19 protein-coding genes are annotated in these 23,043 nt (G+C 64.0%); 15 read left to right on the top strand and 4 right to left on the bottom strand.

The annotated features are described in order from the left end of the window. The first annotated feature begins 6 nt into the window (after positions 1–6). The 11 genes from tolA (at position 7) to serA (ending at position 14,579) form a co-directional block, all read left to right on the top strand. Positions 7–1,119, top strand: coding sequence for a cell envelope integrity protein TolA (tolA, locus tag GB927_RS30545; protein WP_256121023.1), 1,113 nt, complete (start codon positions 7–9; stop codon positions 1,117–1,119). 22 nt (positions 1,120–1,141) lie between these two features. Continuing rightward, positions 1,142–2,446, top strand: a complete 1,305-nt coding sequence (gene tolB / locus GB927_RS30550) for a Tol-Pal system beta propeller repeat protein TolB (protein WP_256120997.1) — start codon at positions 1,142–1,144, stop codon at positions 2,444–2,446. 239 nt (positions 2,447–2,685) lie between these two features. Then, positions 2,686–3,222, top strand: coding sequence for a peptidoglycan-associated lipoprotein Pal (gene pal, locus GB927_RS30555; protein WP_256120998.1), 537 nt, complete (start codon positions 2,686–2,688; stop codon positions 3,220–3,222). Positions 3,223–3,375: 153 nt separating this feature from the next. Continuing rightward, a complete protein-coding gene (gene ybgF / locus GB927_RS30560) occupies positions 3,376–4,374 on the top strand; it encodes a tol-pal system protein YbgF (protein WP_256120999.1) in 999 nt (332 codons plus the stop codon). Positions 4,375–4,394: 20 nt separating this feature from the next. Continuing rightward, positions 4,395–5,669 carry a tRNA lysidine(34) synthetase TilS gene (gene tilS / locus GB927_RS30565; RefSeq protein WP_256121000.1) on the top strand — a complete coding sequence of 425 codons (1,275 nt, stop codon included), beginning with the start codon at positions 4,395–4,397 and terminating at the stop codon, positions 5,667–5,669. A 190-nt stretch (positions 5,670–5,859) separates the two neighbouring features. After that, positions 5,860–7,782, top strand: coding sequence for an ATP-dependent zinc metalloprotease FtsH (gene ftsH / locus GB927_RS30570; RefSeq protein WP_256121001.1), 1,923 nt, complete (start codon positions 5,860–5,862; stop codon positions 7,780–7,782). A gap of 285 nt (positions 7,783–8,067) precedes the next feature. Beyond that, positions 8,068–9,420: a phosphoglucosamine mutase gene (gene glmM, locus GB927_RS30575; RefSeq protein WP_256121002.1), complete on the top strand. Its 1,353-nt coding sequence runs from the start codon at positions 8,068–8,070 to the stop codon at positions 9,418–9,420. A gap of 255 nt (positions 9,421–9,675) precedes the next feature. Continuing rightward, positions 9,676–10,509: an outer membrane protein gene (locus tag GB927_RS30580; RefSeq protein WP_256121003.1), complete on the top strand. Its 834-nt coding sequence runs from the start codon at positions 9,676–9,678 to the stop codon at positions 10,507–10,509. Positions 10,510–10,709: 200 nt separating this feature from the next. Further along, the gene (locus GB927_RS30585) at positions 10,710–11,543 is read left to right on the top strand and encodes an outer membrane protein (RefSeq protein ID WP_256121004.1); all 834 of its coding nucleotides are present in this window, start codon (positions 10,710–10,712) and stop codon (positions 11,541–11,543) included. A 178-nt stretch (positions 11,544–11,721) separates the two neighbouring features. Further along, positions 11,722–12,903, top strand: coding sequence for a phosphoserine transaminase (locus tag GB927_RS30590; protein WP_256121005.1), 1,182 nt, complete (start codon positions 11,722–11,724; stop codon positions 12,901–12,903). An 80-nt stretch (positions 12,904–12,983) separates the two neighbouring features. After that, complete coding sequence (serA, locus tag GB927_RS30595) at positions 12,984–14,579, top strand: phosphoglycerate dehydrogenase (protein WP_256121006.1); 1,596 nt, start codon at positions 12,984–12,986, stop codon at positions 14,577–14,579. Between the two features lie 36 nt (positions 14,580–14,615). Here the strand turns inward: serA and GB927_RS30600 are convergent, their stop codons facing one another. Beyond that, positions 14,616–15,518, bottom strand: coding sequence for a DMT family transporter (locus tag GB927_RS30600; RefSeq protein ID WP_256121007.1), 903 nt, complete (start codon positions 15,516–15,518; stop codon positions 14,616–14,618). Positions 15,519–15,720: 202 nt separating this feature from the next. Between GB927_RS30600 and GB927_RS30605 the strand changes: the two genes are divergently transcribed. Continuing rightward, positions 15,721–17,016, top strand: coding sequence for an adenylosuccinate synthase (locus GB927_RS30605; protein WP_256121008.1), 1,296 nt, complete (start codon positions 15,721–15,723; stop codon positions 17,014–17,016). A gap of 69 nt (positions 17,017–17,085) precedes the next feature. After that, complete coding sequence (locus tag GB927_RS30610) at positions 17,086–19,248, top strand: hypothetical protein (protein ID WP_256121009.1); 2,163 nt, start codon at positions 17,086–17,088, stop codon at positions 19,246–19,248. Between the two features lie 73 nt (positions 19,249–19,321). Here GB927_RS30610 and rpoH read toward each other — a convergent pair whose 3' ends face one another. Further along, on the bottom strand, positions 19,322–20,227 hold the full coding sequence (rpoH, locus tag GB927_RS30615) for an RNA polymerase sigma factor RpoH (RefSeq protein WP_256121010.1): 906 nt from the start codon (positions 20,225–20,227) through the stop codon (positions 19,322–19,324). A gap of 241 nt (positions 20,228–20,468) precedes the next feature. Then, complete coding sequence (locus GB927_RS30620; RefSeq protein ID WP_256121011.1) at positions 20,469–21,512, bottom strand: RluA family pseudouridine synthase; 1,044 nt, start codon at positions 21,510–21,512, stop codon at positions 20,469–20,471. A 37-nt stretch (positions 21,513–21,549) separates the two neighbouring features. On the opposite strand from GB927_RS30620, the gene GB927_RS30625 reads away from it, so the two are divergent. Beyond that, positions 21,550–21,936 carry a hypothetical protein gene (locus GB927_RS30625; protein WP_256121012.1) on the top strand — a complete coding sequence of 129 codons (387 nt, stop codon included), beginning with the start codon at positions 21,550–21,552 and terminating at the stop codon, positions 21,934–21,936. 6 nt (positions 21,937–21,942) lie between these two features. Next, positions 21,943–22,767, top strand: coding sequence for a TrmH family RNA methyltransferase (locus tag GB927_RS30630; RefSeq protein ID WP_256121013.1), 825 nt, complete (start codon positions 21,943–21,945; stop codon positions 22,765–22,767). On the opposite strand, the gene GB927_RS30635 is transcribed toward GB927_RS30630, so the two are convergent. Continuing rightward, a complete protein-coding gene (locus GB927_RS30635) occupies positions 22,764–22,931 on the bottom strand; it encodes a hypothetical protein (protein WP_256121014.1) in 168 nt (55 codons plus the stop codon). The two genes, GB927_RS30630 and GB927_RS30635, sit on opposite strands and share 4 nt — an antisense overlap. Positions 22,932–23,043 lie beyond the last annotated feature (112 nt).

Consider the following 23,043-nt stretch of genomic DNA (forward strand, 5'->3'; position numbering starts at 1 on the left):
CGCGCCATGAAGGGCAGTCTCGCCACATCCGCCGTGCTCCACACCCTGGTTCTGACCTGGGCGCTGGTTTCGCTCGGCAGTCCTGAAAGCTTCGACGTCGCCAACGTCGAGGCCATGCCGGTCGATATCGTGTCGATCGAGGAGCTGACGCAGATCCAGCAGGGCGACAAGAAAGCCGAAATGAAGGAAAAGGCGGCGCCGGTTCCGACCAAGAAAGAAACCCCGGTCGAGAATGCGGAAAATGCCGGCGAAAACGACGTCGACCTGAAGAACCTGCCGACGCCGGAGGAAAAGCCGCGCGATATCGAGACCGCGGCCGCACCGGAAAAGGCCGAAAAGGTCGTCCAGACGCCGGACACCAAGCCCGTCGAGGACGTCAAGCAGGAAGAAACCGCCAGCGAGCCCTCGACCGAGGTCGCGGCACTGCCCGAGACCAAGCAGGAGGTCAAGCCGGACCCGAAGCCCGAGGCGACTCCCTCGGAGGAAAAGCCGGCAGAGGCCGAGGAGGCCGAAGCGCTTCCCGACAAGATCCCGCTTCCCGAGATGAAGCCGAAGATCGAGCCGAAGAAGACCGAGACCGCGGAAAAGCCCGAGGAAAAGAAGGTGGAAACGGCAAAGGCCGAGACCGCCAAGACGCCGGACCGCAAGAAGGACCAGAAGAAGAAGCAGGAAAAGGCGAGTTCGCTGAACGACAGCGACTTCAACGCCGACGAGGTTGCAGCCCTTCTCAACAAGGAAAAAGCGGCTGGCGGCGGCGCCAAGCGCTCGCAGGAGCAAGCAGCCCTCGGCGGCAAGAAGACGACGAGCGGCACCAAGCTCTCCTTGAGCGAAATGGACGCGCTACGCGGCCAGATCCAGAACAACTGGTCGATCATCCCCGGCCTTGCCGATGCTGCCGACGTGCGCATCCAGGTCAAGATGCAGCTCGACCAGAACGGCGACATTATCGGCGAGCCGGAAGTTGTGGCGACGGGCGGTTCGGATTCCGCACGCCGCGCGCTTGCCGGCGGTGCCCGCCGAGCCATCATGAAATCGCGGCCCTTCAAGGGCCTGCCACCTGAAAAATATGACGCCTGGAGCGAAGTCATCGTGAACTTCGACCCCAGCCAGATGATGTAAGAACCTAGGAAGGCCTAGATAGATGTTCAGACGCAACCTCCTCCGATTCCTGGTCGTGCTGACCGGCCTCGTGGCTAGCCTGCCGCAGGCCTGGGCGCTCGTGGAAATCAACATCAACAAGGGTAACGTCGAACCGCTGCCGATCGCGGTGACGGATTTCGTCGCGGCCGGCGATCTCGGCCAGCGCATCACCGACGTGATCGCGGCCGACCTGAAGCGGTCCGGTCTCTTCGCACCGGTCAACAAGCAGGCCTTCATCGAGAAGATTTCCAACCCCGACCAGCCGCCGCGCTTCGACGACTGGAAGGTCATCAATGCGCAGGCGCTCGTCACGGGCCGCGTGACGCAGGAGGGCGACGGGCGCCTGCGCGCCGAATTCCGCCTGTGGGACACCTTTGCCGGCCAGCAGCTGACCGGCCAGCAGTTCTACACGCAGCCGGAAAATTGGCGCCGCGTCGCGCATATCATTGCGGATGCGATCTATGAGCGCCTGACCGGTGAGAAGGGCTACTTCGATACCCGCGTCGTCTATGTCGCCGAAAGTGGCCCGAAGACGGCTCGCAAGCGCCAGCTCGCCATCATGGACCAGGACGGTTTCAACGCTCGCGCGCTGACCAACGCCAACGAGCTGGTGCTGACGCCGCGCTTCTCGCCAAACCGCCAGGAAATCACCTACATGTCCTTCGAGGGCAACCAGCCGCGCGTCTACCTGCTCCAGCTTGAGACAGGGCAGCGCGAGGTGGTCGGCAACTTCCCGGGCATGACCTTCTCGCCGCGTTTCTCGCCGGATGGCCAGAAGGTCATCATGAGTTTGCAGCAGGAAGGCAATTCCAACATCTACACGATGGACCTGCGCTCGCGCACCACGACGCGACTCACCTCGACGGCGGCGATCGACACCTCGCCCTCCTACTCGCCGGATGGCACGCAGGTCGTCTTCGAAAGCGACCGCGGCGGAAAGCCGCAGCTCTACGTGATGGGCGCCGACGGCTCCAACCAGCGCCGCATCTCCTTCGGCGACGGCTCCTATTCCACGCCGGTCTGGTCTCCGCGCGGCGACCTCATCGCCTTTACCAAGCAGTCGGGTGGCAAGTTTTCGATCGGCGTGATGAAGACGGACGGTTCGGGCGAGCGCATCCTCACCTCCGGCTTCCACAATGAAGGCCCGACCTGGGCGCCGAACGGCCGCGTGCTGATGTTCTTCCGCCAGGCGGCCGGCGCTGGTGGTCCGCAGATCTATTCGATCGACCTTTCCGGCTATAACGAGCAGGCCGTGCAGACCAAGGGCTTCGCTTCCGACCCGGCCTGGTCGCCGCTTCTGGAGTAGCACCATATATGTGGCGGGCCTGCCGCGTTCTTGCCGCAAAGTCCTGTAAATCAGGGCGCAAGGCGAGACGGGCAGGCCCGTTTCCGTTTTAGGCAAGGGGCCGGGGACGGTCTTACAAGCAATCGTTAACCATAATCGTTGAATGCGGATTAACCGCTCGCGGTTACAGTCTGGCAACCCTGATTGAAACCGCTGCTTCAATGAACTTGACGCAAGAACTGACGCAAGGAGACCGGCTCATGAGCCGCATTCATTCCCCGGCCGCTGGCCGCATGCAGACCATCGCCCGCAACCCGGTGATGATCGCCCTGTTCATGACGCTCGCCCTTGCAGGCTGCGCCTCCAAGAAGAACATGCCGAACAATGCCGGCGACCTCGGCCTCAACGGCGGCGCCGGTGCCGCGACGCCGGGCTCGCAGCAGGACTTCACGGTCAATGTCGGCGACCGCATCTTCTTCGACACCGACTCCTCGTCGGTTCGCGCCGATGCCGCAGCGACGCTCGATCGCCAGGCCCAGTGGCTGCAGCGCTACCCGAACTACGCGATCACGGTCGAAGGCCATGCCGATGAACGCGGTACGCGTGAATACAACCTCGCGCTCGGCGCACGCCGCGCTGCCGCGACCCGCCAGTACCTCGCATCGCGCGGCATTCCGGCAAACCGCATGAAGACCATCTCCTACGGCAAGGAAAAGCCGGTCGCCGTCTGCGACGACATTTCCTGCTGGTCGCAGAACCGCCGCGCTGTCACCGTTCTCGGCGGCGCCGGCATGTAATTCCTTCTTCGGAAGGATGGTGCGAAAGGCGGCCGAGAGGCCGCCTTTCTTTTTTCAACACACTTTGGCCGAACTCCGTTGCTTTTTGAGAGCATATGGGAAAACTCTTCGGCGGCGCTTCGGCGCATCATGGGACCAACAGGACGAAGATAGATGAAGAAACTTGTCGCGGCAGGCGTTCTCAGTCTCGCAGCGGTAGCAGGCATGGTCGGGCCGATCAGCGCTTCGCCGCTGTCGGCGCTGGCGAACGGCTTCCTGCCGGCCCACAGCGAACGGTCGGGTGAGGGCAACGTGATCCTGGCGCAGGCCATGGATCCGCGCGTCGGCCAGCTCGAAGAGCAGATCCGCAGCCTCAACGGCCGCATCGAGGAAATGAGCTACCAGCTCCTCCAGATGCAGGAACAGCTCCGCAAGACGCAGGAAGACAACGAGTACCGCTTCCAGGAAATCGAAAAGAGCGGCGGCTCCGGCAAGAGCGGCGCGCTCGACAAGCCGGTGAATGGCGGCACGGCCGACCAGCAGATCGCTTCGAACAGGGTGCCGGCGGATGATACCGCCGGGACCGACACGCTGGATGCCGAAAACGGCAATGGCGCCGCCGGGCCGCAGGAGCTCGGCTCCATCAAGTTCGACGAGAACGGCAACCCGATCGGTGCTGCGACGAACCCGGACCTCGACAACCAGAGCGCCTCGATCGGCAACGACAATTCGCTGCCGGGCGTCGATGGCGGCCTGCCGGCGGCCTCGCAGTCGTCGACGGCTTCGCTCGACAATCCGGACGATCTCTACCAGGTCGCCTACGGCCATGTACTTTCCGGCGATTACCAGCTCGCCGAGCGTGAATTCCGCGACTATCTCGACATCTTCCCGAGCGGCGAGAAGGCGGCGGACGCCAATTTCTGGCTCGGCGAAGCACAATATTCGCAGGGCAATTTCAATGATGCCGCAAAGACCTTCCTGAACGCGCACCAGACGTTCAGCAAGTCGAAGAAGGCGCCGGAAATGCTGCTGAAGCTCGGCATGTCGCTTGCCGCCCTCGACAACCGCGAGACCGCCTGCGCGACGCTGCGCGAAGTGAACAAGCGGTATCCGAACGCCTCCAAGGCCGTGAAGAGCAAGGTCACGTCCGAACAGGGCCGCCTGTCCTGCTGATTGCCGACCGGGCAAACGCCGTGGCCCGCGCGGGAAATCCCGTCGCAGAGGCAGCCGGCCGTTTGCTGAACAGTTTCAAGCGCCCCGCGCGGCTGCTGATCGCTATTTCCGGCGGCAGCGATTCGACCGGGCTCCTCGTGGCGCTTGCCACGCTCTGCGCGACCGGGCGCTATCCGGACATCACCCTTTCCGCCTGCACCATCGACCACGATCTTCGCGCCGGCTCGGCCGAGGAGGCAAGGTGGGTCGAAGCGCTTTGCGCGCGGCATGGCATCGCGCATGTCACCCGCCGCTGGCACGGCGACAAACCCGCTGCCGGCCTGCAAGCCGCCGCCCGTGAAAAACGATACGACCTGCTCACCGAGGCCGCCATCGAAATGGGCGCGGACGCAATCCTCGCCGCCCATAACAGCGATGACCAGAACGAAACGGTTGCGATGCGCGCCGCGCGTGCGCCTGAGGGCATCGGCCTTTCCGGCATGGCGGATGCCGTTTTGCTGAACGGCTCTGTATGGCTGTTGCGGCCGTTCCTCTTGGTGGAACGGGCCGTTATCAGGGCGTTTCTCGTCGCTCATGGCGAGAGCTGGCTCGACGACCCGAGCAACGACAATCCCCGTTTCGAACGGGTGCGCCTGCGCCAAAGGGGCGAGGCGCCAGAACAGGCCAACGATGACAGGGCGTTGCATTCTGAGCGCGCGGCGGGCTTTCTCGCCGGAAATGTTCGAGCCGGCGAGGCCTTCGTCGCGATGGAATCGGCCGCGATCGATATCGTCCTGGCCGATCCGTCGGCATGGCGCGGCCTGCTGCTATTGGCGGCGACGGTGGGAGGTCGGGTGCATGCGCTGGAGGCAGCGTCGGCCGAGCGCTTGCGGGCCTTTCTCGCCAGCGGCACACTGTCGCGGCTGACCGCCGGCCGCGTGGTCTTCGACCGCCGCCGCGAGGATTTGTTCCTCTATCGCGAATATCGCGGAATCGAGCGCGCCGTGCTCCCGGCAGGGGAGGCTGCCATGTGGGACGGCAGGTTCCGCGTGACCAACCGGAGCGGCCAGACGATCGTGGTGTCGCCGGCCGGTGAAACCGATGGCACCGGCCTTCGCGGACCGGCTCTGCGCGCCAGCCGTGCCATGCTATGCCTGAATTTCGAGCAGGGCGGGGTGGTGCCTGCGGAGGAAGCGGTAATCGAGCGGCAGATCGCGCCCTATGCCCGTTTCCTGCCGCGTTTCGATCTGCCGCTTGCCAATGCGCTCGCGGCAATTTTCGGGCGCCCGGCGTTTTCGTCTCCGCCTAACGAATGAAGGCGCGGGCGAAAGCGTTGTGCTAAAGTATCGATGACTGTCGATGCCGAAGCTTCTCCGGCGTTGACGATATTATGAGAAAAGCCCCGGGGGCGCGCGCTTTGCCTTGGCAAGGCCGCACGGCGACCCTATGTTAGGCATCAAAGAAGCGGCTGGGAGACCCCGGCCGGGAAAGTGCCCGGAAAGTTCGATGAATCCCAATTTCCGAAACTTCGCCCTGTGGGCGATCATCGCCCTCCTGCTGATCGCGCTGTTCAGCATGTTCCAGACGAGCCCGGCGCAGACCGGCTCGCGGGAAATCCCCTATTCGCAGTTCCTCAAAGAGGTCGACTCGAGCCGGGTGAAGGAAGTCGTCATCACCGGCGAGAAGATTGTCGGCAGCTATGTCGAGACCGGCGCGACCTTCCAGACCTATGCGCCGACCGGCGACAACTCGCTCGTCCAGCGCCTGGAGGCGAAGAACGTCGTCGTCAGCGCACGGCCGGAGACGGACGGTTCGTCCGGGTTCCTGAGCTATATCGGCACATTGCTGCCGATGCTTCTGATCCTCGGCGTCTGGCTGTTCTTCATGCGCCAGATGCAGGGTGGCTCGCGTGGCGCCATGGGTTTCGGCAAGTCGAAGGCCAAGCTTTTGACCGAAGCGCATGGCCGCGTCACCTTTGCTGATGTCGCCGGCGTCGATGAAGCCAAGCAGGACCTCGAGGAAATCGTCGAATTCCTGCGCGACCCGCAGAAATTCCAGCGCCTCGGTGGCCGCATTCCGCGCGGCGTGCTGCTCGTCGGCCCGCCCGGTACCGGTAAGACGCTGCTCGCACGTTCCGTCGCGGGCGAGGCGAACGTGCCCTTCTTCACCATTTCCGGTTCGGACTTCGTCGAAATGTTCGTCGGTGTCGGTGCATCCCGTGTGCGCGACATGTTCGAGCAGGCGAAGAAGAACGCACCCTGCATCATCTTCATCGACGAAATCGATGCCGTCGGCCGTCATCGCGGCGCCGGTCTCGGCGGCGGCAATGACGAACGCGAGCAGACGCTGAACCAGCTCCTTGTCGAGATGGACGGCTTTGAAGCGAACGAAGGCATCATCCTGATCGCTGCGACCAACCGTCCGGACGTTCTCGACCCGGCGCTGCTGCGTCCGGGCCGTTTCGACCGCCAGGTCGTCGTGCCGAACCCGGATATCGTCGGCCGCGAGCGCATCCTCAAGGTGCATGTGCGCAACGTGCCGCTCGCGCCGAACGTCGACCTCAAGATCCTTGCCCGCGGTACGCCCGGCTTCTCCGGTGCCGACCTGATGAACCTCGTCAACGAATCTGCCCTGATGGCCGCGCGTCGCAACAAGCGCCTCGTCACCATGCAGGAGTTCGAGGACGCCAAGGACAAGATCATGATGGGCGCAGAGCGCCGCTCCTCCGCGATGACCGAGGCGGAGAAGAAGCTGACGGCCTATCACGAGGCCGGCCATGCCATCGTCGCGCTCAAGGTTCCGCTCGCCGATCCGTTGCACAAGGCGACGATCATTCCGCGCGGCCGTGCACTCGGCATGGTCATGCAGTTGCCGGAAGGCGACCGCTACTCGATGAGCTACAAGTGGATGGTCTCGCGCCTCGCCATCATGATGGGCGGTCGCGTTGCCGAGGAAATCACCTTCGGCAAGGACAACATTACCTCCGGCGCATCCTCGGACATTGAGCAGGCGACCAAGCTCGCCCGCGCGATGGTGACCCAGTGGGGCTTCTCCGACCAGCTCGGCCAGGTCGCCTATGGTGAAAACCAGCAGGAAGTCTTCCTCGGCCATTCGGTCGCGCAGCAGAAGAACGTTTCTGAAGCGACCGCGCAGAAGATCGACAACGAGATCCGCCGCCTGATCGACGAGGCCTATTCCGAGGCCAAGCGTATCATCACCGAACAGAACCATGAATTCGTGGCGCTGGCCGAAGGCCTGCTCGAATATGAGACGCTGACGGGTGAAGAGATCAAGGCGCTGATCCGTGGCGAAAAGCCCGCGCGCGACCTCGGCGACGACACGCCGCCGCACCGCGGTTCGGCCGTGCCGAAGGCCGGCCACAAGAAGGGTGGCGAGGCGGAAGGCGGTCTCGAACCGCAGCCGCAATAAGCGATCCCATCGACCGAATTGAAAACGGCCGGAAATCCTTTTCCGGCCGTTTTCTTTAGGTAACGGGCTGTAATGAATTCTGATAGGGCGGTGGATGCTCTTTGCCGGCTTTTGTGGCAAAGAAGTATGACAGCTCTACGCCGTTTTAAGGATTAGATTACAGGGCGGAATTATTGTATTTCGGCCTTCTGCCCTGAGATGGACGCGCGGGCGGCAGAATGGACGCTTGAGAGCCGGGCGCAGCGCTATAAGCGCAGCCCAGGCCGGCGATTTTCAGGAGAGAACATGAAACGTCGTTATTTCGGCACGGACGGTATCCGGGGACAATCCAACATCTTCCCGATGACGCCGGACCTTGCCATGCGGGTCGGCATTGCCGTGGGCACGCTCTTCCGCCGCGGCGCGCACCGCCACCGCGTGGTGATCGGCAAGGACACGCGCCTCTCCGGCTACATGCTGGAAAACGCCATGGTGGCGGGTTTCACCGCCGCCGGCATCGATGCCTTCATCCTCGGCCCGATCCCCACGCCCGCCGTCGCCATGCTGACGCGCTCGCTGCGCGCCGATATCGGCGTGATGATCTCCGCCTCGCACAACCCGTTCTATGACAACGGCATCAAGCTCTTCGGCCCGGATGGTTACAAGCTTTCCGACGAGATCGAGATGGAAATCGAGGATCTGCTCGACAAGGACATCACGGCGCAGCTCGCCAAGTCCGCCGAGATCGGCCGCGCCAAGCGCATCGACGGCGTGCATGATCGCTATATCGAACATGCCAAGCGCACCCTGCCGCGCGACGTGACGCTGAAGGGCCTGCGCGTCGCGATCGACTGCGCCAATGGCGCCGCCTACCGTGTGGCGCCGGCGGCACTCTGGGAACTGGGTGCCGACGTCGTGACGATCGGCAATGAGCCGGACGGCCTCAACATCAACCTCGAATGCGGCTCGACGCATCCGGATGCCCTGCAGCGCAAGGTGCACGAGGTGCGCGCCGATATCGGCATTGCGCTCGATGGCGACGCCGACCGCGTGCAGATCATCGACGAGAACGGCAAGATCATCGACGGCGACCAGCTGATGGCCGTTATCGCCGAAAGCTGGGCGGCCGATGGCATGCTGCGCGGCGGCGGCATCGTCGCCACCGTCATGTCGAACCTTGGGCTTGAACGGTTCCTCACCGCCAAGGGCCTCGGCCTTGAGCGCACCAAGGTCGGCGACCGCTATGTCGTCGAGCATATGCGCCAGCACGATTATAATGTCGGGGGCGAACAGTCCGGCCATATCGTGCTGTCGGATTTCGGCACGACCGGTGACGGCCTCGTTGCCGCCCTCCAGGTGCTCGCCTGCGTCAAGCGCAACGGCAAGACGGTGAGCGAGGTGTGCAACCGCTTCGAGCCGGTGCCGCAGGTGCTGAAGAACGTGCGCATCCAGGCGGGCCAGCCGCTGGAGGATGCGGCGGTGCGTCAGGCGATCGCCGATGCCGAAGGCGAGCTCGCCAAGAGCGGCCGCCTGCTCATCCGCCCCTCCGGCACCGAACCGCTGATCCGCGTCATGGCGGAGGGCGACGACCGGGCGAAGGTGGAGCGCATCGTCGACGACCTGGTCGCCGTAATAGGTTCCGTGCGCAACGCCGCCTGATCCTGTTCGATTCATCTATTCTTAAGGGCCGGTGCCAATGCGCCGGCCTTTTTCTTTTTTGCCGATGAAGTTCTTTTGAAGATTACTCAGATTTTAGATGTTGTTTACCGAATGCGTGAACGCTCGTTAACAAAGACGGTAAATGTTTGTAGTTAATCGGCCCTTAACCTTTCCTCGCCATTATCCACTCCTGATCGAGGGACTTGGAATCCGGTGTGCCGGGCATGCCAAGCAAAAGCCTATTGGAGCAAGGCCATGAGGAAAGTTTTGAGTGGCGTCGTTGCGGTCCTGCTGACGGGCACGACCGGCTACGCAGCCGATATCTACCAGCCGGAGGTCGTAGAGGCACCGGTGCAGGAAGCCATCATCGAGACGGGCGGGTGGTATCTGCGCGGCGACACGGGCTGGTCCTATAACAAGCTGCGCGGCGCGAAATACTTCCAGGGCTCCAACGACCGCGTTCGTGAATTCGACTCCACGGACCTGAAGAGCGGCTTCACGCTCGGCGGCGGTGTCGGTTACCAGATCAACGAGCACTTCCGCACGGACGTGACGCTCGACTACATGTTCAAGTCGAAGTTCAAGGGCTCGACCTCGGGCGGCTGCGGCGTTTCGCCGAACTGCACGTCGCGGGACGTCTCGTCGCTCACCGCGCTCAGCCTGCTCGCTAACGCCTATGTGGACATCGGCACCTACGGCTCGATCACGCCCTATGTCGGCGCCGGTATCGGTGGCACGTACGTGAACTGGAAGGGCCTCGACAACACGTCTTGCGACGACGGCGATCCGACGAACTGCGATCCGACCTTCCACCACCGCGGCAAGAAGAGCTGGCGCTTCACCTATGCGCTGATGGCCGGCGCCTCCGTCGACCTGACCTGCAACCTGAAGGCCGACCTCGGCTACCGCTTCCGCCACGTCACCAAGGGCAACATGTTCGGCTACAATGTCGGCGGCGGTCCGGGCCGCGACAAGGGCTTCTACAGCCACGAGGCGCGCGCCGGTCTGCGTTACTCCTTCAACGGCTGCGAACAGCAGGCCTATATCCCGCCGGTCGACATCCCGGTCGAGCAGCCGGTCTACAAGTAAGCGGCATCATGCCGAACCTCTTCTCAAGGCCGCCCTTCGGGGCGGCCTTTTGTTTTGCCGATCGCCTGGAAAACCGGCCACTTAACCGTTTCTTCATTCCTTAAGATTTATGGTTAACCAACGGTGTAAGGCGGCCCCCGATGCGTGGCCTCGCACCCTCCACGCAACCGCCGGCCGTGCCGGCCTCAAGGGATGAGACCATGTTTCGTCGTATCGCACCGCTTGGCATCGCCGTTTTTGCCGGCCTCATCGCGACGAGCGCGCTGGCGAGCGACCTCGACATCATCAACGCGCCGGAAATCGACGTGTCCGAGAGCGGGGTGGCGGAAGGCTGGTACATCCGCGGCGATCTCGGTTATGCCGGATGGGTCAACCATGACAAGCCGGACTACCGGATCGAGGCGTTCGGCTCGACCTTTGCCGAAGGCGACTTCGACGATGCGCGCTTCTCCAAGCCGGTCTCCTACGGCGTCGGCATGGGCTACCAGTTCAACAATTTCCTGCGCGCCGACCTGACGACGGATTTCTTCAGCGGTTCGCTGCGCGGCGGTTCCGACATCGATTCGCCCTGCATCACGGCGCCGGCCGGCACGACCTGCCGCCTCGGCCAGAAGGCGGACTACAACGCCGCCCACCTCCTTGCCAACGGCTATGTGGATCTCGGCACCTATGCCGGCATCACGCCCTATGTCGGCGCCGGCGCGGGCGTGACCTACATGAACTGGGACAGCTTCCGGGCCAAGGCAAACTGCGAAAACGGCACGGGTTCCTGCGGCGGGCAGACCTTCGAGGAACTCCGGGTGAAGGGCGGCGACAGCTGGCGCTTCACCTATGCGCTGATGGCCGGCGCCTCGGTCGATCTCACCAACCGTGTGAAGCTCGACCTCGGCTACCGCTTCACCGACATGGCCGGCGGCAAGATGTTTAGTGGCAGCACCGAAGTGCCGGGCGTCGGCACGGTGAGCGCCCGCGGGCGTGACGACGGTTTCCAGAAGCACGAGATCCGCGCCGGTATCCGCGTCACCACCTGGTAAGGTCCATCCCATCGGTTTCTGGAGCGGCGCGTCGGGCAACCGGCGCGCCGTTTCCATTGCGCCGGATTATTTTTCGTTCGCGACATAATCCGCTTGACTTCAAAAGGTCTCTTCCATATTCACGGCGGCGGGACACTCCTCCCCAACGAGGAGCTATCTATCTGGAAGGATAGCAATCATGACGAAGACCGTCGCCGCTCCGGACGTGCGTCCGAACAACACCCATTTTTCTTCTGGCCCTTGCTCGAAGCGCCCCAACTGGTCGCTCGAAGCGCTTTCCGATGCCGCGCTCGGTCGTTCGCACCGCGCCAAGGTCGGCAAGACCAAGCTCAAGCAGGCCATCGACCTCACCCGTGAAATCCTGGAAGTGCCGGCGGATTACCGCATCGGCATCGTGCCGGCCTCCGATACCGGCGCCGTCGAGATGGCGCTGTGGTCGCTGCTCGGCCCGCGCGGCGTCGACATGGTCGCCTGGGAAAGCTTCGGCTCGGGCTGGGTTTCCGACGTGGTGAAGGAGCTTAAGCTCCCCGACACCCGCAAGATCACGGCCGACTACGGCCTGCTGCCCGACCTTTCCACGATCGATTTCGACCGTGACGTGGTCTTCACCTGGAACGGCACGACCTCCGGCGTGCGCGTCGCCAACGCGGACTTCATTCCCGCAGACCGCAAGGGCCTCACCATTTGCGACGCAACTTCGGCCGCGTTTGCCCAGAACCTCGATTTCGCCAAGCTCGACGTCGTGACCTTCTCCTGGCAGAAGGTGCTGGGCGGCGAGGGCGCGCATGGCGTTATCATCCTGTCGCCGCGGGCCGTCGAGCGCTTGGAAAGCTACACGCCTTCCTGGCCGATGCCGAAGATCTTCCGCATGACCAAGGGCGGCAAGATCATCGAGGGCATCTTCCAGGGCGAGACGATCAACACGCCCTCCATGCTCTGCGTCGAAGACTATATCGATGCGTTGCTCTGGGCCAAGGAGATCGGCGGCCTCAAGGCGCTGATGGCGCGCGCTGATGCGAATGCCAAGGTGATCTTCGACTTCGTCGAGAATAACGACTGGATCGCCAACCTGGCCCAGGCGCCGGAAACGCGCTCCAACACTTCGGTCTGCCTGACCATCGCCGACAAGGACGTGGCAGCGCTCGACGCCGATGCACAGGCCGCCTTTGCCAAGGGTCTCGTCGCCCTGCTCGAAAAGCAGGGTGTCGCCTATGACATCGGCGCCTACCGCGACGCCCCGTCGGGCCTGCGCATCTGGGCCGGTGCGACCATCGACACCGCGGACCTCGAAGCGCTGATGCCGTGGCTGACCTGGGCTTTCGAGACCCAGAAGGCGACGCTTGCCAAGGCTGCGGCCTGATTTTTTCGCGACCGGCTTCGTCCTCTGGGCGAAGCCACCTTTGATCTCATCTCCCTAGACTCAATTGAAGGAGGCCTCCCATGGCACCTCGCGTACTCGTATCCGATGAACTGTCGGAAACCGCCGTCCAGATCTTTCGCGATCGCGGCGTCGATGTCGATTTCCAGCCGCAGCTCGGCAAGGACAAGGACAAGCTCGCCGAAATCATCGGCAACTATGACGGCCTCGCTATCCGCTCCGCCACCAAGGCGACGGAAAAGCTGATCGCGGCGGCGACCAACCTCAAGGTCATCGGCCGCGCCGGCATCGGCGTCGACAATGTCGATATCCCGGCCGCCTCGCGCCGCGGCATCATCGTCATGAACACGCCGTTCGGGAACTCGATCACCACGGCGGAACACGCCATCGCCCTGATGTTCGCCGTCGCCCGCCAGCTTCCCGCTGCCGACACCTCCACGCAGGCCGGCAAGTGGGAGAAGTCGAAGTTCATGGGCGTCGAGATCACCGGCAAGACGCTCGGCGTCATCGGCGCCGGCAATATCGGCTCGATCGTCTGCTCGCGCGCCATAGGCCTCAAGATGCACGTCATCGCCTATGACCCGTTCCTCTCCAAGGAGCGCGCCGAGGAAATGGGCGTGAAGAAGGTCGAGCTCGACGAACTGTTCGCCGAGGCCGATTTCATCACCATGCACGTGCCGCTGACGGACAAGACCCGCAACATCATCGATGCGGCGGCGATCGCCAAGATGAAGGACGGCGTGCGCATCGTGAACTGCGCCCGCGGCGGCCTCGTCGTCGAGGCGGATCTCGCCGAAGCGCTGAAGTCCGGCAAGGTCGCCGGCGCCGGCTTCGACGTCTTCGAAGTCGAACCCGCCAAGGAAAGCCCGCTCTTCGGCCTGCCGAACGTCGTCTGCACGCCGCATCTCGGCGCGTCGACCACGGAAGCGCAGGAGAATGTCGCCCTGCAAGTCGCCGAACAGATGTCGGATTACCTGGTGCGTGGTGCCGTTTCCAACGCCATCAACATGCCATCGATCACCGCCGAGGAAGCGCCGATCCTGAAGCCGTTCATCCGGCTTGCCGACGTGCTCGGCGCCTTCGTCGGCCAGGTCACGGAAAGCGCGATCAAGGAAATCGAGATCCTCTACGACGGCGCGACCGCGACGATGAACACCAAGGCGCTGACGAGTGCTGCACTTGCCGGTCTCATCCGCACCCAGGTTTCCGACGTCAACATGGTTTCGGCGCCGGTCATGATCAAGGAAAAGGGCGTCATCCTGTCCGAGGTCAAGCGCGACAAGTCGGGCGTCTTCGACGGCTACATCCGCCTGACCGTCAAGACGGAGAACCAGACGCGGTCGATCGCCGGCACCGTCTTCTCCGATGGCAAGCCGCGGTTCATCCAGATCAAGGGCATCAACCTCGACGCTGATGTGGGCAACCACATGGTCTACATCACCAACACGGACGTTCCCGGCATGATCGGCTTCATCGGCACGACGCTCGGTGCGGCCGGCGTCAACATTGCGAACTTCCAGCTTGGCCGCGACAAGCAGGGCGGCGATGCGATCGCGCTGCTCTATGTCGATGCCGCCCTCTCCGACGATGTGCTGAACAAGCTGCGCACCAACGACGCGATCCGCCAGGTCAAGTCGCTGGTCTTCAACGTCGACTAAACTTCGTCCTCCCAAGACGAAAAGAAACCCGCCGGCTCATCCGGCGGGTTTTTTGTTGTCCTTCGGCCGGCCCCACTCGGCAATGGCGATGCCGCCGAGCACGAGGAGGAGGGCGACGACGTGGAAGGAGTAGAGCGTCTCGCCGATCAGCAGCACGGAGAGAATGGTGCCGAAGACGGGGATGGCGTTGATGAAGAGGCCGGCCCGGTTGGCGCCGATCATCTCGACGCCGCGCACGTAAAGCACCTGCGAGAGCAGCGACGGGAAGATGCCGGCATAGAGCACGATCGCCCAGCCCGTCGTATCCGGGAAGATCGCAGCACCACGCGACAGTTCCCAGAAGAACAGCGGAATGGCGCTCAAGAGCGCGCCGAAGGCGGGGGCGGCAATGAAACTCTGCCAGTGCAACTCCGGCTTCCAGCGCAGCGACACGGTATAGGCGGCGTAGACGATGGCCGCGCAAAGCATCAGCGCATCGCCGAAGTTGAATTCCAGCTCCGCCAGTGCCGAGAATTCGCCATGAGCGGCTGTTACAAGCACGCCGATGAGCGTGACGCTGAAGCCGATGATCTGGGCGATGGAGGCCTGGATGCGGAACAGCACGAAGTTGAAGACGAAGATCAGCATGGGAATGCCGGCCTGCTCGATGACGGCATTGATGGCGCTGGTATAGCCGAGCGCGGTGTAGAGCAGGGCATTGAAGGCCGTGAAGCCGAAGATGCCGTAGAGCAGAAGCTGGAGCCAGTGCTTGCGGATCATCGGCCAGTCGCGCTTCACCTGCGGCATCATGAAGGCGAGGATGATGATGAGCGCGACGATCCAGCGATAGGTCGTCAGCACCATCGGGCTGACATGGCCGACCGCCAGTTTGCCCGCCACCGAGTTCGCGCCCCAGAAAAGGGCGGTGACGCTGAGATAGAAATAGGCTCTGCTGTTCAAGGCGGGGTGATCCGGACGGTGGAGGGAAGGGCGCGGGGTGCGTCGGCAGGCGGCCCACATAAGGCGAAAAAGCGCGGAATGTCATGTAAAAAGCGGATTGTGGCCGTCATAACAGGGTCGCATTCCCAAAGACAACACAGTATAGATGCGCGGGTTTGTGTCAGGCACGCGGCTATCCGCTTGCGAATACGGGAAAGATGAAATGACGAACGTCGTGGTGGTCGGATCGCAATGGGGTGACGAAGGCAAGGGCAAGATTGTCGACTGGCTTTCCGAACGCGCGGATGTCATCGTCCGCTATCAGGGCGGCCACAATGCGGGTCATACCCTGGTTATCGATGGTGTCAGCTACAAGCTGGCGCTGCTGCCGTCTGGCCTCGTGCGCGGCAAGCTCAGCGTCATTGGCAACGGCGTCGTCGTCGATCCCCATCACTTCGTCGCCGAAATCGAGAAGCTGCGCGCCCAAGGCGTGAACATCACGCCGGAAATCCTGCGCATTGCCGACAACGCACCGCTCATCCTGTCCCTGCACCGTGATCTGGACGGTTTCCGTGAAGATGCCGCCTCCAACAGCGGCACGAAGATCGGCACGACACGGCGCGGCATCGGCCCCGCCTATGAAGACAAGGTCGGCCGCCGCGCCATCCGCGCCATCGATCTGGCCGACAGGGACGCGCTGCCGGCGAAGATCGACCGGCTGCTGACCCATCACAACGCGCTGCGCCGCGGCCTCGGCCTGGCGGAAATCTCGGTGGAATCGATCGAGAAGGAACTGATGGAAGTCGCCGACCGGGTGCTGCCTTATGTCGACCAGGTCTGGCGCATCCTCGACGATCACCGCAAGGCCGGTTCCCGCATCCTCTTCGAAGGAGCGCAGGGCGCGCTGCTCGACAACGACCACGGCACCTATCCCTTCGTGACCTCGTCCAACACGGTCGCGGGTCAGGCCGCTGCCGGCTCCGGCCTCGGCCCGACGGCGATCGGTTATGTGCTCGGCATCACCAAGGCCTACACGACCCGCGTTGGCGAGGGGCCGTTCCCGTGCGAGCTCGACGACGAGATCGGCAAGCACCTTTCGACCGTCGGCCGCGAAGTCGGCGTCAATACCGGCCGTCCGCGCCGCTGCGGCTGGTTCGATTCGGTTCTCGTGCGCCAGACCGTGAAGACCTCCGGCATCACGGGCATCGCGCTCACGAAGCTCGACGTTTTGGATGGTCTCGACGAGTTGAAGATCTGCGTCGCCTACAAGCTCGACGGCAAGGAAATCGACTATCTTCCGGCAAGCCAGGGCCAGCAGGCCCGCGTCGAGCCGGTCTATATCACGCTCGAAGGCTGGAAGGAATCGACGGTCGGCGCGCGCAGCTGGGCGGACCTGCCGGCCCAGGCAATCAAATATGTACGACAGGTCGAAGAGCTGATCGGCGCGCCCGTCGCCCTGCTTTCGACCAGTCCGGAGCGGGAGGACACGATACTTGTGACCGACCCGTTTGAGGACTAATCTCAAGCTCAACACCAGTTCCGTGACGTATTCCAATGAGATAGCGAGCGGACACGACGGAAAGTTCTGATGGCGGATTTTGTAGCAGTCATTCGGAGGGCCGTGGACGGCCTCTCGGACAATAATGCCGAGATGCGGCAGAAGGTTTACGAGAAGGCGCGCGGTGCTGTGCGCCGGCAACTCGAATCCATGAACCCGCGCCCTTCCGATGACCTGGTGAAACGTCAGCTCGACAAGCTCGAAGCGGCGATCGACAGCGTCGAGATCGACCATGCCGAGGCGCTTCCCGCCGACGATGTTGCACCGGAACCCGTCGAGGATGTCGTCCAGCCGGAGCCGGTGGCGGAAGAACCCGTCCCCGTCGACGAGCCGGAAGAGGTGGTCGCGGAAGCCGAACCGGAGCAGCACAACGAACCGGTCGAGCATGTCCACGAGGCCGTGCCGGTCGAGCCGGTGATCGAAGACGAGCCGGTTGCCGAAACCCCCGTCGAGCCCGAGCCGGTTGTCGAGGAAGAGCGCGTCGCGGACGAGCCGCAGCCGGTTGCAGCCGAGGCGCATAGCGAGCCGTCCTGGCATGTCGAGGCCGCGCCCGCCGACGATTACGTGCCTTCCTGGCAGGAGCCGGAGCCGGATCGCCCCGTGGAAGCCGAAGCGGTGGAGACCGTCGCGGCCGTGGAGCCGGAGGCCCGGGTCTACCCGGTCCACGACGAGAAGCTGCCCGAAGCCGAGCCGGTCGCGGATGCCCGCATGCCCTCGGCGGAAGCCCAGTGGAACTGGAACGAGGCCGCCCCCGTCGCGGTCGAGGTGGAGCAACACGAGCCGACGCCGGCGGTTGCCAGCGATCCGCTCGCCTGGGACTGGCCGGACGACAAGGCTGCCCAGCCGGAAGCCGAGCGCGAAAAAACCGCCAAGAGCCCGGAATGGGGCGATCTCGACGACCTTCTCGGCCATACGCCGAAGGCTGGCGTCGCTGCCGCATCCACCGTGGCGGCGGCCACCACTGCCGAAGCCGCATCGTCCACGCCCGCTTTCGAGCCGGCCCGCGCGCCGCAGCGCTCCTTCCGCGCCGAGCCGCGCAAGTCGCGTATCAATCTTGGCGCGCTTGCCGCCGTGATCGCGCTCATCGCTATCGTCGGCGGTGTGGGTGCCGGCTACTGGTTCAACCGCGATACCGTCAACGGCTGGGTCAACGAGCGTATCGCCTCGTTCACCGCGCCTTCGACCGAGACGCCGGCCGAAACCCAGCAGCAGACCAACGACACCGCCGAAGGCGGCCGCAACCTGCCGGCCAACACCACGCCGGCCGACACGGCCGAGACGACGGACAATGCCGCCGGCACGACCACGCCGAACACCGAGGTGGCCTCCGCCACGCCGACGGGCAACGGCAAGTTCACCCAGCGCCTGCTGACGGATGGCACCGAAGTCGACGAAGGCCCGGCAGCAGCGCTGGACGGCGCAACGCCGGAAGAGGGCAAGTCCGTTGCCGCCCAGTCGACGGAAACCGCAGGTGTGGTGACCGAGGACGGCGCGGCCGCTGCCGGCACCACCGGCACCGGGACGACCACGACGGACGGCACGACGCAGACGCCGGCCGGCACCACCGGCACCGCGACCACGACGGACACGCAGACACCCGCGACCACCGGCGAGCAGCCGGCCGCCATCGGCGTTACGCAGAAAATGTTCCTCTATGAGGAGCGCCTCGGCCAGACGGCGCCGACGGCGATCGAAGGCACGGTCGCCTGGTCGAGCGCGGAAGAATCGCCGGGCGGCGAGGCCAAGGCCGAGCCGGTGGTGCGCGCGCAGATCAACGTGCCCTCCAAGGGCCTGACCGCGCTGATCACCTTCCGCCGCAACGGCGACCGGTCCCTGCCGGCAAGCCATCTCGTCGAGCTCGTCTTCTCGCTGCCGGAGAATTTCGAAGGCGGCGGCATCGAGAGCGTGCAGCGCGTGGCGATGAAGCGGACCGAGCAGGACCGCGGCGATGCGCTGATCGCGGTGCCGGCGAAGATCACCGACGACTTCCACATGATCGCGCTCAACGACTTCCCGGAGGCGATCGCCAAGAACACCGAACTGTTGCGCACGCGTAGCTGGATCGACATTCCTATCACCTACCGCAACGGCCGGCGCGCGCTGATGACGCTCGACAAGGGCACGGCGGGCACGGAAGCCTTCGACACTGTGATGAAGGCCTGGGCGACGCTCGGCGCCGCCGGCAGCCAGTAAGGCCGTTCGCTTCTCACAACAAAAAAGGCCCGGCAGCGATGCCGGGCCTTTTCGTTTGGACTATCGCTTCGCCTCAGGCGTCTTCGATGACGCGCACGGCGCGGGCCTGTTCGGCCGCGTATTTCTGCACGGCTTCCTGCACCTTCTCGAAGGCGCGGACCTCGATCTGGCGCACGCGCTCGCGGCTGATGTCGAACTCGGACGACAGTTCTTCCAGCGTCACCGGATCCTCCGCGAGGCGGCGGGCCTCGAAGATGCGGCGTTCGCGGTCGTTCAGCACGCCCATGGCGCGCGCCAGCATGGCGCGGCGGGTGCCCAGCTCGTCCTGCTCGATCAGCGTCTGTTCCTGGCTGTCATGGTCGTCGACGAGCCAATCCTGCCACTGGCCGGATTCGCCTTCGCCGGCCTTGATGGGCGCGTTGAGCGACGCATCGCCGGTGAGGCGCTGGTTCATCGAGACGACTTCGTCTTCCGAAACCTTCAGCTTGGTCGCGATTTCCTTGACCTGGTCGGGCTTCAGATCGCCGTCGTTGATCGCCTGGATCTTGCTTTTCATGCGGCGCAGGTTGAAGAACAGGCGCTTCTGGTTGGCAGTCGTGCCCATCTTCACCAGCGACCACGAACGCAGGATATATTCCTGGATCGAAGCCTTGATCCACCACATGGCATAGGTCGCCAGACGGAAGCCGCGTTCCGGGTCGAACTTCTTGACGGCCTGCATCAGGCCGACATTGCCCTCGGAAACGACTTCGCCGATCGGCAGGCCGTAGCCGCGATAGCCCATGGCGATCTTGGCCACGAGCCGGAGATGGCTGGTGACGAGCTCATGCGCCGCGGTGCGGTCGCCGTGCTCCTGGTAACGCTTGGCGAGCATGTATTCCTGCTGCGGCTCAAGCATTGGAAACTTGCGGATTTCATCGAGATAGCGGTTGAGACCACCTTCTCCGGCCGTGATCGACGGCAGCGTATTGCGGGCCATTCAGCACCCCTTTCTGAAGCGGCTTCCATTCGGCAAGCCTTGGTACGGAGCACGATCCTCTGAAACCGGATCCCCGTCAGCAACCATGCTCCCCAGTGGGTCATGGCGACCCCACTGAGTGTACAGATAGGTATGGCGAAACAATGGTTCAAGCGTCCGCGAGTTTCACGGATACGTGAAAGCGGGCCGGGCGAAGCGGATTTTTCGATACATTCCCAAGGTGGGGTTTTGTACCCGGAAATCAAGGCTTGGTGGTATTTTCCACTGCGCGCAGCGCCAAAATCAGTCGTTCGAGATCCTCCGGCGGCGGCGCTTCGAAATGCATGGTCTCGCCGGTGGCGGGATGCTCGAACTGCAGCATGAAGGCGTGCAGCGCCTGCCGGCGGAAACCGTTGACGACGTTGCGCGCCTCGTCCGGCAGGCGGTTCGCCTTGGTCTTGAAGGCGGCGCCATATTCCGGGTCGCCGACCAGCGGGTGGCCGATGTGCGCCATGTGCACGCGAATCTGGTGCGTGCGGCCGGTTTCCAGATGGCATTCCACGAGGGAGGCGAGGCTGGTGGCATCGGGGGTTTCGCCATAGCGTTCCACCACTTCGTAATGGGTGATGGCCTCGCGGGCGTCATCGGCGTCCTCGCGCTTCACGGCGCGCTTGGTGCGGTCGTTGCCGCGGCCGAGCGGTGCGTCGATCGTGCCCTTCAGCTGGCGGGGGCGGCCCCAGACGACCGCCTGGTAGGCGCGCTCCAGCGGGCCGGTGCGGCCGTGGTCGGCGAACTGGTCGGAGAGGTGTCGGTGCGCGGCGTCATTCTTGGCGACGACCATGACGCCGCTCGTCTCCTTGTCGAGCCGGTGCACGATGCCCGGACGGCGCACGCCGCCGATCCCGGAAAGGGTTTTGCCGCAATGGTGAATGAGCGCGTTGACCAGCGTGCCGGTCCAGTTTCCGGCGCCGGGATGCACGACGAGGCCAGCCGGTTTCACCAGCACGATCAGGTCGTCATCCTCGTAGAGCACGTCGATCGGGATGTCCTCGGCCTGCGGCTCGGGATCGCGCGGTTCCGGCAGGGCGATCTCGACGCGGTCGCCGGGATGGACTTTGCGCTTCGGCTCGCCGACCGCCGTTCCGTTGACCAGCACGGCCCCTTCCTCGATCAGCGCCTTGATGCGATTGCGCGAAAAATCGCCCGCAAGCGTGGCCGCAAGCCAGGCGTCGATGCGTCCTTCGGCGTCTTCCGGCACCGTCAGGACTTTTCTTGTCGCCTCGGCTTCTTTAAAGGGGTCGGTCATCGTTCAACTCAGCTCATTGCCGGAAGGTCGCCTTGCCATGTCCAACATCGAAAACGACGATCAGGAAGACAAGCCGCTCGACCCGGTGATGGAAAACGTCCGTCGCAAGATGATGCGCCTGCAACTGGTCTCGGGCGGCATCATGCTTTTGATGTTCATGGCGGTGCTTGCGGCCATTGTCTACAAGATCAACACGCGCGAAAGCAAGCCGGAAGCGGCCGTCGCCGGCGGCGTTGCCGTGCCGAGCGATGCGCCGGTCAAGGCGACCGCGACGCTGCCCGATGGTTTCGCCGTCTCTGCCGTGTCGCAGTCGGCCGGCCAGATCCTATTCTACGGCGTGATGGCGGACGGCGTGCGCAAGGCCTTCCTCTTCGACATCGCGGCAAGCCGCATCGTCGCCGAGATCGACGTCAAGGGCAACTGATCCGCCATGGCGGCCGAACCGCTCCGTATCGACGATGCTGGCGATCCGCGCATCGCTGGCTTCGTCTCGATCCGCGAGCGCGATCTCACGGGCCGCGACGGCCTGTTCATTGCCGAGGGCACGGTGGTGCTGCGCATGCTCGGCAGCGCGCCGGCGCGGCAAAACGGCTTTGCCGCGGAGGCAATCCTGCTTCTTGAAAGCCGTGTCGCGGGCGTCGCCGAGGTGCTCGCCTCCTTTCCGGAGACCGTGCCGGTCTATGTCGCCGCGGCGCCCGTCTTCGATGCGATTGCCGGGTTCAACATGCATCGCGGCGTGCTGGCGCTCGGCCGCAAGCCGGCGCAGGCGGCGGCGCTGCTGCCATCACTGCCGGAAACGAGCCTTGTGCTCGCCGGCTGCGGCCTCTCCAACCATGACAATGTCGGCTCGATCTTCCGCAATGCCGCCGCCTTCGGCGCGGATGCGGTGTTTCTAGACGAGACGAGCTGCGATCCGCTTTACCGCAAGGCGATCCGGGTTTCCGTCGGCTCCGTGCTGACAGTGCCGTTTTCCCGCGGGCTCGCTGCCGAGGCGATGCTGCGGGGCCTGGCCGAGGCGGGCTACGAGATCTGGGGTCTTTCGCCGCGCGGTGCGGTGCCGGTGGGGGAAATCCCGGCGGCGCGGCGCATCGCGCTGGTGCTCGGCACGGAAGGCGAGGGGTTGCCGGAAACCATCCTGTCCTCCTTCCGCACGGCGCGCATTCCGCAACGGCCGGGGCTGGACAGCCTCAATGTCGCGACGGCGAGTGGCATCGCGCTTTACCAGATTGCGCTCACCATGGGGCGTGTCGCCTAGCAGCGCACGCCGTCCCACAATTCGTTCGGTGAGCCGGTCTGATCCTGCCATTTTCCGGTAAAGCCGCTGTAATCCCGCCTGATGGTGATGAAGAGCTTGCCGGTTCCGTACATGTCGCGCCAGTCGAGCCGGCGGTCGAGGCCCTTGCCAGGGGGAGTGTTCATGTTGGACTCGCGAGGCGTTTTCTTGCGAGGAAGATGTCGAGTGTGATCTGGAGCATTTCGAGTGTCTTTGAGGCGCGCTTTGTTTTCCGGTTGAAGCGGGCCAGCATGTCGC

The sequence above is a fragment of the Shinella lacus genome (assembly GCF_010994755.1).
In the GTDB taxonomy this organism is placed as follows: Bacteria; Pseudomonadota; Alphaproteobacteria; order Rhizobiales; family Rhizobiaceae; genus Shinella; species Shinella lacus.